The organism is Advenella kashmirensis WT001 (genome assembly GCF_000219915.2).
Lineage (GTDB): Bacteria > Pseudomonadota > Gammaproteobacteria > Burkholderiales > Burkholderiaceae_B > Advenella > Advenella kashmirensis.
This window is the reverse complement of sequence record NC_017964.1, coordinates 1542812-1558709: the sequence shown is the minus strand read 5'-3', so window position 1 is coordinate 1558709 and position 15898 is coordinate 1542812. Positions and strand designations below refer to the sequence as shown.

General features: G+C 53.1%; 18 protein-coding genes and 1 pseudogene. 5 read left to right on the top strand and 14 right to left on the bottom strand.

Translation table 11 applies throughout. From position 1 onward, the window contains the following. Positions 1-10: 10 nt before the first annotated feature. From TKWG_RS23955 to TKWG_RS07300, 6 genes are all read right to left on the bottom strand, one after another. Positions 11-763 carry a TonB-dependent receptor domain-containing protein gene (locus TKWG_RS23955; protein WP_202947772.1) on the bottom strand — a complete coding sequence of 251 codons (753 nt, stop codon included), beginning with the start codon at positions 761-763 and terminating at the stop codon, positions 11-13. Between the two features lie 44 nt (positions 764-807). Continuing rightward, positions 808-2007 (bottom strand): TonB-dependent receptor plug domain-containing protein, encoded by a 1200-nt coding sequence (locus TKWG_RS23950; RefSeq protein ID WP_202947771.1) that lies wholly within the window; start codon positions 2005-2007, stop codon positions 808-810. A 154-nt stretch (positions 2008-2161) separates the two neighbouring features. Next, positions 2162-2638, bottom strand: a complete 477-nt coding sequence (locus TKWG_RS27000; RefSeq protein WP_407636901.1) for an anti-sigma factor — start codon at positions 2636-2638, stop codon at positions 2162-2164. Next, on the bottom strand, positions 2569-2898 hold the full coding sequence (locus tag TKWG_RS26995; RefSeq protein ID WP_407636900.1) for a hypothetical protein: 330 nt from the start codon (positions 2896-2898) through the stop codon (positions 2569-2571). Before TKWG_RS26995 ends, TKWG_RS27000 begins: the two co-directional genes overlap by 70 nt. Beyond that, positions 2895-3512: a sigma-70 family RNA polymerase sigma factor gene (locus tag TKWG_RS07305; protein ID WP_014750235.1), complete on the bottom strand. Its 618-nt coding sequence runs from the start codon at positions 3510-3512 to the stop codon at positions 2895-2897. The genes TKWG_RS26995 and TKWG_RS07305 overlap by 4 nt, the downstream gene beginning before the upstream one ends. A 21-nt stretch (positions 3513-3533) precedes the next feature. Then, entirely contained in the window at positions 3534-4094 is a 561-nt protein-coding gene (locus TKWG_RS07300; RefSeq protein WP_041709147.1) for a DUF3455 domain-containing protein, read from the bottom strand. Between the two features lie 528 nt (positions 4095-4622). Here TKWG_RS07300 and TKWG_RS07295 point away from each other — a divergent pair. Next, entirely contained in the window at positions 4623-5045 is a 423-nt protein-coding gene (locus tag TKWG_RS07295; RefSeq protein WP_014750233.1) for a DsrE family protein, read from the top strand. Here TKWG_RS07295 and soxB read toward each other — a convergent pair. The 8 genes and pseudogenes from soxB to soxC all read right to left on the bottom strand — a co-directional run bounded on the left by soxB (position 5030) and on the right by soxC (position 12301). Beyond that, positions 5030-6739, bottom strand: coding sequence for a thiosulfohydrolase SoxB (soxB, locus tag TKWG_RS07290; RefSeq protein WP_014750232.1), 1710 nt, complete (start codon positions 6737-6739; stop codon positions 5030-5032). The genes TKWG_RS07295 and soxB overlap by 16 nt on opposite strands. 25 nt (positions 6740-6764) lie before the next feature. Beyond that, positions 6765-7274 carry a TlpA family protein disulfide reductase gene (locus TKWG_RS07285; RefSeq protein ID WP_014750231.1) on the bottom strand — a complete coding sequence of 170 codons (510 nt, stop codon included), beginning with the start codon at positions 7272-7274 and terminating at the stop codon, positions 6765-6767. Positions 7275-7323: 49 nt separating this feature from the next. Next, on the bottom strand, positions 7324-7956 hold the full coding sequence (gene soxX, locus TKWG_RS07280; protein WP_014750230.1) for a sulfur oxidation c-type cytochrome SoxX: 633 nt from the start codon (positions 7954-7956) through the stop codon (positions 7324-7326). Between the two features lie 8 nt (positions 7957-7964). Then, positions 7965-8803, bottom strand: a pseudogene (soxA, locus tag TKWG_RS07275) (sulfur oxidation c-type cytochrome SoxA). A 51-nt stretch (positions 8804-8854) separates the two neighbouring features. Then, complete coding sequence (soxZ, locus tag TKWG_RS07270) at positions 8855-9169, bottom strand: thiosulfate oxidation carrier complex protein SoxZ (protein ID WP_041709141.1); 315 nt, start codon at positions 9167-9169, stop codon at positions 8855-8857. A 46-nt stretch (positions 9170-9215) separates the two neighbouring features. Beyond that, the gene (gene soxY / locus TKWG_RS07265; protein ID WP_041709140.1) at positions 9216-9683 is read right to left on the bottom strand and encodes a thiosulfate oxidation carrier protein SoxY; all 468 of its coding nucleotides are present in this window, start codon (positions 9681-9683) and stop codon (positions 9216-9218) included. Positions 9684-9714: 31 nt separating this feature from the next. Beyond that, on the bottom strand, positions 9715-10953 hold the full coding sequence (locus TKWG_RS07260; protein WP_081489246.1) for a c-type cytochrome: 1239 nt from the start codon (positions 10951-10953) through the stop codon (positions 9715-9717). Next, complete coding sequence (gene soxC / locus TKWG_RS07255) at positions 10937-12301, bottom strand: sulfite dehydrogenase (protein ID WP_014750225.1); 1365 nt, start codon at positions 12299-12301, stop codon at positions 10937-10939. Before soxC ends, TKWG_RS07260 begins: the two co-directional genes overlap by 17 nt. Positions 12302-12566: 265 nt before the next feature. On the opposite strand from soxC, the gene TKWG_RS07250 reads away from it, so the two are divergent. From TKWG_RS07250 to TKWG_RS07235, 4 genes are read left to right on the top strand one after another with little or no spacing between them, the layout of a single operon-like run. Further along, positions 12567-13244 (top strand): response regulator, encoded by a 678-nt coding sequence (locus TKWG_RS07250; protein ID WP_014750224.1) that lies wholly within the window; start codon positions 12567-12569, stop codon positions 13242-13244. Next, a complete protein-coding gene (locus TKWG_RS07245; protein WP_014750223.1) occupies positions 13241-14581 on the top strand; it encodes an ATP-binding protein in 1341 nt (446 codons plus the stop codon). Before TKWG_RS07250 ends, TKWG_RS07245 begins: the two co-directional genes overlap by 4 nt. Positions 14582-14604: 23 nt before the next feature. Next, positions 14605-14919, top strand: a complete 315-nt coding sequence (locus TKWG_RS07240; protein ID WP_238534334.1) for a c-type cytochrome — start codon at positions 14605-14607, stop codon at positions 14917-14919. Beyond that, complete coding sequence (locus TKWG_RS07235) at positions 14916-15812, top strand: NAD(P)/FAD-dependent oxidoreductase (protein ID WP_238534333.1); 897 nt, start codon at positions 14916-14918, stop codon at positions 15810-15812. Before TKWG_RS07240 ends, TKWG_RS07235 begins: the two co-directional genes overlap by 4 nt. Positions 15813-15898: the final 86 nt, after the last annotated feature.

Below are 15898 nucleotides of genomic sequence, written 5' to 3'. Positions count from 1 at the left end.
GACAATCGCATCAGAACTGCACCCGCATGCCGACAAAGTAGCGCCGCCCCTCGTCCGCCCGGCTGAAAAGGCTGATATCATCGTTGGCCAGACGCTTATCCGTCAGGTTCTCTACACCAACCTGAACTGTGAGGTTGCGATTCACGGCGTAATCCATATACCAGTGCAATAGTGCATACCCGGGACGTTTGCCTTGTTTGTCTGAACGAAATTGCGCGCCGATATACTCGAGCTGCATTCGGGTAGACATAGACGCCAGCGGTTTCCAGGCCAATGTCGCGTTGGCGCGATGTCGGGAGCGATCTGGCATCGGTTCCCCTGTGATCTGATCGCGAGCATCCAGGTAGGTATAGTTGGCATCCAGTCGCCAGCGCTCGGAAAGATCGGTGCCTCCCGTCAATTCGACGCCCTGCAGGCGAACCCTGGCAACATTTTCGTACGCCAGACAAACGCGGCCGGGAGCAAAACAGGTGGGCTGTCTGACGGTATCAATCAGGTTGCGTACTTTGTTGTGAAAAAAGGTCGCACCGGCCGACCATGTATCCGACTCATAGGCCGCACCCATTTCATAGGAAAGATTGGTTTCCGGTTGCAAATCGGGATTACCCCGGATAACACCCCGCCCGCCCATCGCTGCCCAGGATTCGAATTCGGCAGACAATTGCTTGAGCGTTGGTGCCTTGAATCCGCGGCCAACCCCGGCCTTCAGCGTCAAGCCTTCTACAGGATGAAAAAGCACATACGCACGAGGCTGATCTCCCACCCGAACTGCTCATGTCGGTCAAAACGACTACCCAGCACCAGTTCTCAGCGCTCGCCAAGCGCCATCTCGTCCTGCATGAAAAGCGCATAATGATTTTGCGCTTTTTTGCCGACGCGATTCACATTGGGATCTTCCAGGCTTTCCCGCCTGAACTGACCGCCTATGGTCAGCCTATGAATGGAATTGAGCGGAAAACTTGCTTGAGTATCAAAGACAGTATCGACAAAACGGTTGGGACCACTGGCCTGACCGCCGTCGCTACGCCATATCTGCCGGTCAAGTGTGCTGCGATACAACCTGGCCCGGGTGCTCCCCCAGTCCCACTCCCCTGTGTGAGATAAAGCATAACGGCGACGCTGAATTTCATTCTCGGAACGATAGGGAATGCCACGCGCCCCACCGTACACACCAGTCTGGGTCTCGTTGACCGCATCAACAGAAAGGTCGATACGCTGGCGCGCGTCCGGTGTCCAACTTAATCCTAGGTGGCCTGTCGTGGCCCGCTGTCGGTCCAGGGCGCTCAATGCCGTATTAGCGGTATCATGTAACATGTGACGCTGCCTGAACTCGCCCCAGGCGGTCAGACCCAGGCGCCCTGCGACAAGGGGGCCGGCAATATAGAATCCGTTTTTATATTGGTCGCCGCCCAGGCCATGATCGGTGGCCAATGCATAGCTGCTCAACGAGCCGATCCACCGGTCAGTCGCTGAACGGGTAATGACGTTCACAACGCCGCCAAGGGCTTCCGAACCGTACAGCGAAGACATTGGCCCGCGTACAACTTCCAGACGTTCGATGGCCTCGGCAGGCACCCAGCCCAGTTCCATATCAGAGTGCGCGATCGCCGAGGCAGACGAGCTGACACGTTGTCCATCGACCAGCATCAGGGTATGCTCCGCACTCATGCCGCGAATGGAAATACCTCTGCGCCCCTGGCCGACGTCTTCCAGGCTGACCCCGACCGTACCTTTAAGCGCATCTGCCAGATCATTCACGGGACGCCGACGGAGGTCTTCGCCCGACACAACCGTAATACTGGCAGGCACATCGCTGGAAGCGCGTTCGCTGGCAGTCGCCGTGACAACGACGCTTGGCAACATTGTCACATAACCATCCTGTTGCGTTGCGGCTGATTGCCCCGTCCTTTGTCGCCCTTCTTCCAAAGGCTGGGTTTGAGCCTGCGTTCCAAGACTACCGACCGCCACCACAAGCAGGCCCGACACCACTCTACTTCTTTTACTCATACCATATCCGGTTTGCGATTCGTTTGCTGACTCACATACAGCCTCGCAAGTCGTCATCGCATTTGCAAAATGATGATATGTTATAACATTACATTAAAAAGCGCCAGATCCATTTCAATTGATTATGGCCGAATGTAAAAATAAATAGCAGACGTCAGTACACCTGCACCGCTCGCCCGATAAATTGGATCGGCCCGGTTGGACGCCCTGTCGGTGACCCCGCGCGCGGCTCCAGCGTAAGCTCGAATAGTTGGTTTTTCTGCATGCCAGGCAGGTTATTGAGTGGCACGCTGACCCGCTCTCCTGGCTGCACAATTCCCAACGACACCGGCGCCTTCCAGTCATCGGCTTTGGTCCAGAACTGCAAGGACTTGTCGGCAGGCACTTGCAGCATGCCCAGCGGAATCAGCTCCACCCGCTTATCGGAACGAGCCTGCACGACCCAGCCCGGCGATTTATCTTCAGGTGCGACCAGCACCACCATGAATCGGGTCTGCGGCGGCTGAAACTGACCTGGCAACACCACCATCGCCAACGCCGCAGCCGTAAAGCCCACGACTGTCAGACCTCGCCAGAATGCCAGCGAGCGCCACAACGAATTGCATGCAGGCCGGGTGTCGCTTGGAGGCATAGCAGTGGCCGGTCTTTCCAATGCATCCAGCTGCGCACAACGCGCTGCCAGAGCCTTGGCGACGGCGGCACCGCCGGCACAAGTGCTGTCAATGGCAAAAGCCGGGCTTCCCATGCCTGTACCGCTGCCTGTAGCGCAGGCTCCTGCGCCAGGCGTTGTTCCACTTCGCGGCGCTGCCGGCCGGACAAGGTGCCCAAGACATATTCTCCTGCCAGCTCGGATAGATCATCGGCCGGGGAGGTCGTAGATAAAGGACTCATGTCAAGCACTCCCGTAGTGCAGCCAGGCTTCGTTTGATCCACGCCTTGATCGTACCCAGCGGCGCATTCAGGCGCTCGGCGATTTCCCGATGAGAAAAGCCATCCACATATGCATGCAGGATACAGTTGCGTCTTACCGGCTCAAGTTGTTCCAGGCAGTAGGTAATGCGGCCCTGACTGGTTTCCCAGGCGAAACTGTCGGTCATGTCATTCCAGGCCTCCAGCGAGGCCTTGTCATTCAGGGCTGTGGCCGCATCGTCATCCAGATCTATATTGCGACTGGTGTCGCGCACAGCATTGAGCGCCAGATGGCGAGCGACACTGTAGATCCAGCCCCGGCCAGTCCCTTTGGCAGGATCAAAGCCGGATGCACCAGTCCATATTTTGATGCAGGTATCATGCACTATATCTTCAGCCATGGCCTTGTCGCGCACAATCCGTAACACCACACCCAGAAGGCGGCCACCCTCGTGGTTATAAATTTGTAGCAAGGCATCGCGTTGACCCGCGGCACAGGCGGCCAGCGCCGCCTCGTAATCAAAGCTGTCAGAAGCAGGCGTCACAGTCACTCGATTCCCGGGTTGAATACGCTGTTGTACGGGCGGAACCACCATTGTGTCTCCGCCCGCTTCGGCTTATTGCGATTTCCAGAAGATATAGTCGGCCTGGTAGGCTACCTTGGCCTTCTCACCCTTGCGAGCAGTATTGCACTCCGTTTTTGGTGCTACTCCGCCCTTGAGCGCGACGCGCTGGATATACGTTACGCCAGTCATATTACCATCTCCCATCGCCGGATTAGCCTTCACCAATTGATAAGGCAGATTGCCGTCGCCGGCTGGCGCCACCGCCAATTGGGTTGCGGTTACTTTGGAACCGTCCATCGCCTCCCAGGTGGCTGGGGGGCCGTAATAATTACCGACATGCTTGCCTGCGCGATCTTTAAGCTGCGCCTTGGGGCCGGCGAACACCCATTCAGTCTGGCCCGCTGCGTTGACCTTCTCGCGGCACTCATAGGTGATGTCACCAGTTCCTACTGTTTCCCAGGCGACCTTGTTACCCTCAGGCACTTTGATGGAACTGGGTAGGCTGTCCTGCGAAAAGCTGCTGCCTGCGGCGTAGGCCATTGTGCTACCTCCGGCCAGCAATAGCACGAGGCACACTGGTTGAGACAGGCGGACGATCGATTGCAAAGTCATAAATATTCTCCAAAGGAAAGACTGTTGGGCAGCGGCAGTGTTCTGCCCTGCTTTACTGAATACACGCCAGAACAGTCTTTGGATGCAGCGATTGGAAAATATTTATTTTTTTGCTCGCAACAGATGAACTGCGAACCCTTGCCTTGTGTTTCAAGTCAACGTTTAACGGAAACGTCCCCATGAATGGGATCAACATTGTCTCGCGACAAGTGCGGGGCAACAGTATGTCAAATAGCCAAATAGAAAGGTTATACACCCTCAAGATTAATAGAACATTAAGCCGATGTTTATATACGTCAACAACAAGGATGGAAAATTATTTAATGCTTGAGAAGCTGAAAAAACCCGATCCGGAAAGATTCCCGTATTTATTGGCTTCCGGCTGCATTCATGAACCCTAATTATTTCAATTGAAATAATTATAAGTTCAAAATACGTTCGCTAGGGGTTTTCCCCATTTCGCCACTGTAGGAAAAATCGCATTCTAATGTTGCAGCATTTAAATGAATAACAGATTTTTTAAATTGGATGACGGATATGATCAGGAAAATTTCACTTTTAATCATCGGCGCCACGTGTGTTCTGGCCTCCAGCGTGGCGCTAGCCAAGGACAAGGTTGTTTACCATATAGACAATGCGGAACAACAGGCGCTCAAGGCTCTGCGCAATATTCGTAATCAAATGGACTTCAATCCCGATACGGATTTGAAAGTGGTCATGCATTCGGAAGGCGTAGATATGATGATGACGGACTATAAAGATTCTGCCAGTACCGCTCCCCTTATTGCGGCGCTGGCGGCAAGAAACGTCGCGTTTGAAGTGTGTGAAATTACGATCAAACGCAGAAAACTGGACAAGGATAAATTCATGCTGGAAGCTGACTTTACCCCATCCGGCGTTGTGCGTCTGACCCAATTGCAGAACCAGGGCTACGCTTACATAAAGCCTTGATTATTTTCAATACCTTTGATTTGCGGAGTGTTCAGCTGAATATCTCCGACCACTTTTTTGTCTTTCAGATAGCGACTGACCAGTTCCCAGATGGGCTCGCCCTGCTCGCTTGACTCCTGCACGGAAGCCCAGCCGGCAACCTTATAGATTTTCCCAGCCTCCAGAGGCTTATCGTTTAATGTCATATTGCTGATGCGATTGCCCATGGTCTGGTTCGGGTCAATCGTATAGTTCAAACCACCGACACGAACCATATCGCCACCTTGCTGGTAATAAGGATCGGTATTGAACAGATTATCTGCAACGTCTTCCAGGACGGTTTTGATCGTTTCACCGCTCATCTCATTGAGCGTTGTCCCTGGATACGTGATGGCCGTTTGATTCATCACATCTTCCATCGTAATTGCCTGTCCGGGCAATAAGGTGGTTCCCCAGCGAAACCCCGGTGAGAAAGCAATTTGCGCGCCTTTTTCCTGCAGCAACGCGTCAACGATGAGCTGATCAAAAGACCCATTGAAATTGCCCCTGCGATAAAGCAACTCGTTTGTGACTGCCAGCTTTTCACCCAGCTTATCCAGATACGGAGCACGTACGGACTGAATCAATTTTTCCATCTGGGGATCGGGGTCCAGGAAGTTGGAGAAAACCGGCAGCAATTTATACTGATAGCCCTTTACGCCCCCTTTATCGACATCCAGATCCAGCACCCCCAGATATTTGCCATTGCTGCCGGCATTAGTCACCAGTGTTTTTCCCTTGGCATTGGAAACAATCACCGGTTCAGGCACGCCATCGTGCGTATGCCCCCCTAATATGGCATCAATGCCGGTGACCTTGCTGGCAAGCTTGAGATCCACATCCATCCCATTATGAGACAGCACAATAACCGCAGCTACGCCTTTGCCGCGAACTTCGTCAACGGTTTCCTGTAATTTCTGATCCTGGATGCCGAAAGTCCAGTCGCTGACCATATAGCGCGGGTTGGCAATGGGCGTATAAGGAAAAGCCTGGCCAATAACGGCGACCTGTACGCCATTAATTTGGCGAATGGCATAAGGCTCAAATACCGGGTCGCCAAAATCCGACGTTTCAACATTCTGTGCCAGGAAATTGATCTTGCCCTTAAGGCCCTCTACCGCTTCCTGCACGCGATCCATGCCATAAGTAAACTCCCAGTGCGCCGTCATCATGTCCACGCCCAATAACAGCGAGGCATCAATCATATCCTGCCCCTTGGTCCAAAGGGAGGTCGCAGAACCCTGCCAGGTGTCTCCGCCGTCCAGAACCAGGGCATGCGGACGATCCGCCTTCAATCGCTTGATCAATGTCGCCAGATGAGCAAACCCACCCACCTTGCCGAACCTGTTCGCACTCTCGTTATAGTCCAGGGCAGTAAATGCATAAGCCTGCATGGAGTTTGCCTTCATGCCAAACTCTTTCAGAAAGGCATCCCCCACCAGATGTGGCGCTTTGTTCAGGGACGCGCCCAGACCAATATTGACCGACGGTTCCCGGTAATAGATTGGCAAAAGCTGAGCGTGAGAATCGGTGAAATGCAAAAAGCTGACATTGCCGAATGTCGGCATATCATAAAACGTCTGCATGTCCTTGTCAGCTGCCAGCACGTCTTTTGGAAAGGCATACCCTCCCGCAGAAGCGATTGCCAGAATCTGGAGAAATTCTCTTCTGTTCACCATATTTATCTCCTTTAATCAGTATTCATTTAGCGTACTTGCGCATATCCAGGACATCTTCCTCGAACATTTCCCCGGGTATGACTTCCTGGATAATGCTGTTTTTATCAACGACATACACCAAAGGAATAATTTTTATTTCACCAAAAACCGCTTTGAGCTCCGGAGTGAATTTTGCAGCCGCAAAGGTATAGTTATGCTTGGCCATGTAGTCGGACGCCGCTTTCAGATCTTTGTCGATTGACACCGTAACAACCTGCATATTCGAACCTTTCACCTGCTCGTGCAGTTTTTGGATATACGGGTTCTGCCTGGCGCAGTAAGGACACCAGGACGCCCAGAACGACAGCAACACAGGTTTATTTTTCAGCGATTCGCTGGCAATTTCACTGCCATCGAGCAGCGTAAATGCCGGCAAGGTAATGGTGTCGCCCTTTTTTAATGACGTAACAACGGCATGGGCTTGTACCGATATGCCCAGGCTTATTGCAAGTACAAAGAAAAACCTTATTAAAGGCGTTTGAAGATTGATCATGAATATGCTTCCTGTCGATGCATGCACCGCCGTTTTTCTGGCAACATGCCTATTGGTTATTCACCGGTGAAGCCGGATCAAAGAGCAATGCCATGACATCTTTGATTTGCTGCTCTGTCAGAATACCCGCGGTACCGAAACGCGGCATATTGGAGCAAGCCGTATAGGCATGCGAGTTATAGATTTTGTTCCAGGTATATTCAAGTATCTGCGGGGCGTTGCCCCGGTTCTTGCCATAATGGAGCAGCGACGGTCCGATATTGCCGAAGGCGATTTCCGACTTGGTCATCTGGTGGCAGGCATAACAGTTACCGCCAGAAGCAACGCCTGGTTTATCGCTAAACTGCAGCCCAACGCCGGATTGTGCAATTTTTTCACCGGCTTTCCAGTCACCAAGAAACTGTTTATCGGCAGGTGGCTTGATCGACGCCATGGCCTGCTTCAATAACTTTTCCATCACCTCTTTAGGGATGGCTTGCCCGCTTGCCGCCATGTCCGAACAGGCTTTTTGTTCTGGTGACTGCTCCAATCGTTCAAGCGTGACATCGCCCACAGGCGCAAAGGATTCTTTCAGCACCGTCATGACATCCTGATCGCTGGTACCGGTCAAAGGCTGTGCAAATGAATGGGCACCGACCAAAGACAGAGACGCAATCACCATCGCGTAATGTAATTTTTTCATTTTTTTTCCTAACGTTTGATTCCAGGAGCTGCCATTTTTCCCTCTTTGGCCCTGACGGCCAGGAAGGTCAATAGATCAATGGATGCCTGAGAGGCAAATTTGAGCTTTGGTAATCTTTGCTGCCTGAAGCAATCCTGCAAACGCATTGCATGGTTCTGACAACACCCTGAGACACGCGATAGCCCGGCCAGGTGGTATACGCCTGTTGCGCATCTTTTGCATTTAACAGATCGGGCAAATTCTGCAGGCGGATGCGCTTGTCGGCGGCACCATGGCAGGTGGCGCAGGAAAAATCATAGGGGCCGCTGCGATGAAAAAATATCTTCTGGCCGCGCTCGTAGGCCGCCTTTTCGGCCGCGTGGCTCTGCGGCGCAGCCATGGCAATCCCGGAAGACTCGCTGGCAACATAAGCAACAATTGCCTCCCAGTCGGTAGAGATGTCACCGGATTTGGAAAAAACCGTTGGCGTAATATCCTTTGGATTGATGCCCTGCAAGGTCTCCATGCAATACATAATGCGCGTCTCGGCATCCATGACCTTGTCCGCATCTTGGAAAAAACGCGGTAACTGGGCATAAGCCCCCTTGACCACGCCCGGGCCCAGCCCTAAATCACAGGTCTGGAGCGACACATTCTTCGGTCCTTTTTTTTCCTGCCACAGCTCCTTGCCGGTATCCACAAGCAAATCGCCGGGATTGCCGCCATCCGATAACATCTGCCGATAATCGTCAATGCCCTCCTGAGTACTATCTGCAGACTGGGCGCTTGCAGACCCGGATCCTGCGACCGCTGCGATCAGCAATAATGCTATCGCGCCCGGTAATTTTTTTTTTAATTGTCTTAACATTGTCTTCTCCTTAGTGACGGATACTTTCCCAAGCGCCCACCAGAATGTTTTTTATTTGATCTCGGCCGTATCCGTTCTGGTTTCTTTCTTGGTGTCGATCCACGTTATCTCTACTTTGTCCCCTTTCTTGGCGCCCTTGAAACTGAAAGCGAGGTACGGGTCCCGGGAGATCGCCGGACCCCATTGGGCGGAAAATACGTCCTTGTCATTGCATTTGGCCATCACATTGGTAATATGCCAGGCCGGCACTACTTTCCCTTCCTGGTCCTTGCGCTGTCCGGTTTCCATCACGTGGGCCATCAGTACCTTTACGTTTACTACCCCGTCCGTTTCTTTCGCGCGAATACGCATTGGTCTCGTTGCCATTTACTACTCCCATTTAATGTTCGAAAAAATTGAAAACCAACAGTAATCAGCCGCCACAACCACCCAGCGTCACCTTGACTTCTTTCTGAGCCAAATAGTATTTGTCGCCCGCCTTGACCAGACCGAAAATATCCGACGTTTTAGCCATTTTCACCCTGGTAGCGATGTTGGCCTCGGTGCCTTCAGGAATATTGAACATACCAGTCATGGTGTTGGGATTTTCGGGGATCAGAAACGCCATCATCGTGACGTTGTCCATATCAGCGCTCAAGGCAATGGGCACGACGGCGCCATTTTCCGCAATATCCGGCGCAACCAGCTTTACCTTGTCGCTTTTTTCGGGATTACTGGCCCCCAAAGCCTTGAATACTCCCTCATTGTCGGTCGCCTCAAACAGTTCCTTATTCCATTGCGTTTCTGCAGCGCGTGCTTCCTCGAGCGTCAGAACGCCGCTCATCACCGCAAAGCTCAATACGGCGCTCGCCTGTAGAAAATTACGTCTTCTTATATCCATCGTTGTCTCCAATAAAAATCAATCAAGGTACTCAATTATGTTCGGCAGAAAGTATCCATTTGATCACCAGTGAAATATCGCCATCGGCAATGCCTGGCTGTGGCGGCATCGGTATCGCGCCCCAGACGCCGGACCCGCCTTTTCTTATTTTTTCGCCAAGCTTGGCAGCGTCGTTTTCCGAGTACTTTTCACTGATCTCTTTAAACGACGGCCCGATCAGTCTGGTGTTCGCGGCGTGACAGCTGGTGCATGCATTGGTTGTCAGAATGGTCTTGACTTTTTCCTCGGTTGCCGCGTCCATGGCCTGGCCAGACGCCTTTGCTTCGCCCTTGCCGGCGCCCGCATCCTGCTTGGCATCAGCATTCTTTGCGCCGCCCGTGATCGTCTGCTTGGCATAAGCCCGTACCGCCGCAGCATTGTCTGCTGGCTTACCGGTAAGTTTCGGCGCATCGGAATTGACACCGATTGCCGCACCTACAATACGCATCTGCGCCGCATAATTGCCGTTCATATTGCGCGCATGCTCTGGCAACGCCGATACAACCTTGGCTTGCCCGGCACAATCTTGCATACATGCAGTATTTTGTGTATCCGGCTTGCCCTTTGTGTGCCAGAGCCCCGGATAGACCACCATGCCATCGCGGTTGGGCATACGCTTTTGCACATCTGCAATATTGCTATCGCTCAGCTCGAAGTCTGCATCAACGATGCTGGCTTCGCTCAGCAAATAGGCAACCACCGCATACGTTTCATCTGGCGTAAGCGATTTTGGCGCATTCCAGGGCATGGCCCGGTATATGAAATCCCACAATGTTGATACCGTACTGAGCTTCATCATCATGGTCGACGGCACATTGGCTTCGGCGCGCAGGTTACTGACCCTGCCGGCTTTCACATCCTCTTCGGTCGTGCCGCCCAGCAGCGGTGCAAAAAATTTATTGCTCTCGCCAAAGTCGCCATGACAGGAAGCGCACTTTGAAGCCCAGACCTCTTCCCCATCCGCCACACTGCCTTTACCAGGTTTCAAACCCTGGAAGTCGGGACGCACATCAATGTCCCAGGCCTGCACTTCCACCTTCAGGGCATCACGGCCAACATTATGAAAAGTAAGATTTTGTTCCGCCATTTTCTTAATGGTGGCATCAATCTGCGCCTGCTCTTCCTGTGTGGACGTCAATGCAGAGATATCAATCGGCTGGGCAATTGACAATTGTGCGAGAAAAACCGAGAGCACTACTGATAATGCCCGGACATTACTCAACGTGAACATTGAACACCTCCCCTGATTCGGCCACTTTCCATGACTGGATCGCATTGTTGTGATAAATGGAGCGAGTGCCGCGCACGGCCACCAGCTGGGATTTAGTCGGTTGAACATAGCCGGTTTCGTCCACCGCCCTGCTTTGCAAGATGGCGGGCGATCCATCCCAGTTCCATGCAAAATTGAACCGCGTCAGGCACTTGTCCAGAATCGGGGTATTGAGCGTGGCCGTTTTCCAGTTCCGGCCCCCGTCGACCGAGATATCCACTTGTTTTATTTTTCCGCGGCCAGACCAGGCAAGACCGGTAATGTTATAAAACCCCTTGGAAAGCAATGCCTGGCCACCAGACGGGCTGGTAATCACGGATTTGCATTCCTGAATGGAGGTATATTGACGCAGCGTGCCGTCGGGCATGTGGTCGACATATCCCAGGGTCTCGTCTTTGGCATTCCATGGCTTGTCGCCCACCTCGATCCTGCGCAGCCACTTTACCCAAGACACCCCTTGTACGCCGGGCACCACCAGGCGCAACGGATAGCCGTTCTCGGGACGCAGCATTTCGCCATTCATGCCCCAGGCAACAATCACATCGTCCATGGCCCGTGCCATGGAGATGGTGCGGGTCTCGCTTGAACCGTCATTGCCTTCAGCCAGGATGAACTGCGCGTTCTTGAAATCTGCGCCGCAATCTTGCAACAGGTACTTCAAGGGAACACCGGTAAACTCGCAACAGGACAACATGCCGTGGGTGTACTGGACCGTGGGCACGGCAACATTGCCCCACTCCATGGCGGTGTTCGCGCCACACTCGATAAAGTGCATCCGGGAAACCGAGGGCAATCGCATCAGGTCATCCATCGTATACACTTTGGGGTTCTTGACCATGCCGTTGATCATGAAGCGATGCTCTGTCGGATCTACATCCACCCACCCCTGATGATGACGTTCGAAATGAAGCCCGTTCGCGGTGATTATTCCGAACATGCCCTGCAGCGGCGAAAATGCAACAGATGCCTGCGGCACTGCCGTTAACCCGGGCGATTGCCGCCTTTGCAGATTCACTTCATATTTTGAAGGCTGCCCATAGGGATGAAAAGCGACCGGATTACCCAGCGACGTACTCCATGGGCGCGGTTCCGTAATCATCTGGTCCGGCGGGTTTTGCGTTGCAGCACGCGCTACGCCGCCGCCGGCGAGAGCGGCGCCCGCAGCCATCAAACTTTTACGAATAAAACTTCTACGCGTGTCGTCCCAACCGTGTTGGCGAACCTCAGATACAAATTCATCTGAAATAAAATTCTCTGGTGCATTGCGCAAACGCGCAAACTTTTGCGATGGACTGGACTTGTCTCTCATCCTTTTGGCTCCACATGATCAAATCGTTTTTATAGTCCTGCCGCAGGCACTGTTTAACGAAATCCGTTTTCCAGTGATCATCGGACAGGCGGGCTGTTGCCGCGAAATATTGCTTACGTTACCGCGCCAGAATTAAGGCAGTATTAAGAAAACGAGAAAATTGCGGATGCCGGAAAACCTGTTAAGATGAGCCGCTTGTTATTGCCGGGATATTCCAAAAATCTGGGTTTGATGATTAACGCCAACCAGGAAATAGGTGGCCATTATGCACGTACTACTTGTCGAAGATGATGCACTGGTGGCTAGCGGCATTGTCACCGGTTTAAAACTACATGGGCTGACCGTTGACCATGTCAATTGCGCGAGTCTGGCCGATACCGCATTGAAGTCCTCGCATTTCGATGTGTGCATTCTTGATCTTGGTCTGCCGGACGAAGACGGCATTTGCCTGCTGCATCGCTGGCGTGATCAGGGCCAGCAACTGCCTATCCTGGTGCTGACAGCGCGCGACGCCCTTTGCCATCGGATAACAGGATTGCTCGGCGGTGCCGACGATTATCTGGTCAAACCCTTCGATTTACTGGAGTTGCAGGCCCGACTGCACGTGCTAACGCGACGCCGCGCCGGACGCAGCAAAGACTTTGTCGAACACGGCGGCCTGGTCTTCTGTGCGTCAACGGGCGAGGTCCGGCTGCATGGCCGCCCGGTTTCATTGGCCAGGCGCGAACTGGCATTGCTGCGCGCCCTATTACAAAATCCGAAAGCGATCCTGAGCACGGAACAATTATGCGATAGCGTCTACGGTTATGAACAAAGCCTGGAGAGCAATGCCATTAATGTTCATGTGTATCACCTGCGTCGCAAGCTCGGCAACAATATCGTCGAGACAGTCAGGGGCCTGGGCTACCGGCTTGGATTGCCGGAGAAAAAGGACGAACAATGAGTCTGCGTGTACGGCTGCTTCTAATTATCGGGCTTGGCTTATCGGCTCTGTGGACTGCGGTCGCAGCGTGGATGTTTCTGGATGCGCGCCAGTCCCTCATTGACGCGCTGGACAATCGCCTGGCCGCTTCGGCACGAATGGTGGCCGGCATGGTTGCGCAGCTTCCTGAACCCGCCTATCTGACTGCGCAAAAAAGCGCAAAACCCTTTGATCTTATTGCCCGCGATGGCGTAGCCTGCGAAGTCAGCCTGTTGCGCAGCCAGATAACAGCCCGGGCGCTCGTGCGCACGGCGGGCGGCCCCGACCTGACTCAAGCCAATGCCGGCTTTGGCACGCATATGTATGGCAAGAAACGATGGCGCACTTATATGCTCAGGCAAGGCAATATCCAGATTGCTACTGCAGACAGCATGGATACCCGTGAGGCACTGGTCAAAGAGCTGGCTTTATCTGCCGGTGTCCCCTTTCTGGTGGCTCTGTTCGGCAGTCTGATCATGCTGTGGTTTTGCATCACTCACGGGATCGCGCCACTGGAGCGCGTCCGGGATGTTCTGGCAAAGCGCAAACCTGGTGACGATAGCCCGCTGGCCCCGATCAAGGCGCCGCTTGAGTTGCAACCGCTGTTAAACACCATAGAACAGCTACTCGAGCGACTACAGGGCGCCATCCTGCGCGAGCGGCGCTTTACCGACAATGCGGCACATGAGTTGCGAACGCCGCTTACGGGCATAAAAACACACATCCAGGTTGCGGGTCTGGCGGCCGAGCTGCCCGATGATAATAAAACATTGAAAACAGCATTAAGCAAAGCCGACCATGGTGTCCTGCAATTGCAGGGCATTCTGGATCGTTTGCTCAGCCTGGCCAGACTGGACGACGATGCAGTTCCAGCCGAAAGCTGTGACCCGCTTGAAGTGGTTTATACCGCCGCAGAACAATTGCAAGCGTCATATCCTGACATCAAAAACAGAGTCCTCATAAAAGCAGAAAACTCCGTCGCTTCGTTGAATGTTGCCAGACCGTTGCTGCTGTCGGCTACGCAAAATCTGATTGACAATGCCTTGCGCTATACGCCTGACGATATACCGATTATTGTTCAAATAACACAGCCGAATATCGGGCGGATCCGTATCAGCGTACTGGATGAAGGCCCCGGGCTTAATGCCCATGATCGGGCGCACGCGGTAAACCGGTTTTGGCGTCGGGATCGCAGCGTGCCGGGCAGCGGACTTGGGCTATCGATTGTGGATGCAATTGCGCGACGACATCATGGCACGTTCGAACTGCTTGCGCGTGCCGGACACGGACTGGAAGCACGACTGGAATTCCCTATATGAGACCAGCCAGTCAAGGAAAGGCGATGAGTCAGTGGCAAAAACTCGGGGTCAGCCTGATATTTTTCTTTCAAATTAATACCAGCTGGGGGCAGTCCGCCAAAATAGAGCCCGCTCAGTTCCTGGCCGGCGCCTGTATTAGTTGCCACACGTTGAATACAACAACGACATCTGCCATACCGAGCCTGGTCGGTGTCCCGTCAAAATCCATCCTGTCAGACATGCTTGACTATGCAAATGACAAGCGTGCCGGGCTCTTAATGCCGCAGATAGCAAAAGGCTATACCCGCGAGCAAATGGAGATGATCGCCAATTATTTTTCTTCGCTGGAACCATTATGAAGCGCCGGCATTTTCTCAAACAAGCCATTTTTACCTCTGCTGCCGTGCTCGGTGCGCCCGCTATCGGCGCCAAACGCAAGCCTCATGTCGTTGTCGTTGGCGGTGGTTTTGGTGGCGCCATGGCAGCCAAGTATCTGCGGGTTTACAGCCAGGGCAGCATTGACGTGACGCTCATAGAGCAGCATAAAGAATTCGTATCATGCCCGATGTCCAATCTTGTCCTGGTCGGCTTAAAACCATTATCTTACTGCACTCAACAATATGATCAACTCGCCAGTCACTGGGGCGTACGGATACTTCATCAGCGGGTGGAAAAAATTCAGGCAGCCTCTTCGCGCATTACGCTTGCCGACGCATCAGAAGTAAGCTATGACCGGCTTATTGTGTCGCCGGGAGTAGACCTGCAATGGGACCTGATAGAAGGCATGGATCATCCAGACGCGCACGATGTCGTGATCGACGCCTGGCAAAATGGGGTCGATAGTGGCCGCTTGGGTAAACAGATACAGGCCCTGCGTCCAGGCGGTGTCGTTGCCATTTGCATTCCGCTGGCGCCCTATCGCTGCCCGTCCGCTCCCTACGAACGAGCCAGTTTAATTGCCTGGTATTTGCAAAAACATAAACCTGGCGCAACTGTGCACGTTTATGACGCCAACCAGGAAATCACAACTGAAAAGGAACTATACCAGCGCTTCTGGCAGCACCACTACCAGGAAATTTTGTTCTATCACCCGCAAAATACTCTGGTGGCGGTTGATATAGAACAGAAAAAATGCATTTTGAGTTTGAAGACGCAGTCGCAGACGTCCTTAGCATTATTCCGCCCATGCGTGCAGGTCGGATTGCCATCAATGCCGGCCTGGCAACCGCAAATGAAAAGTGGTGTGAGGTAGACTTTCTCAATTTCGAATCTGTGGCAACAAAAAACATACATGTCCTGGGTGACTCCATACAAATCGCCCCACTTATGCCCAAGTCT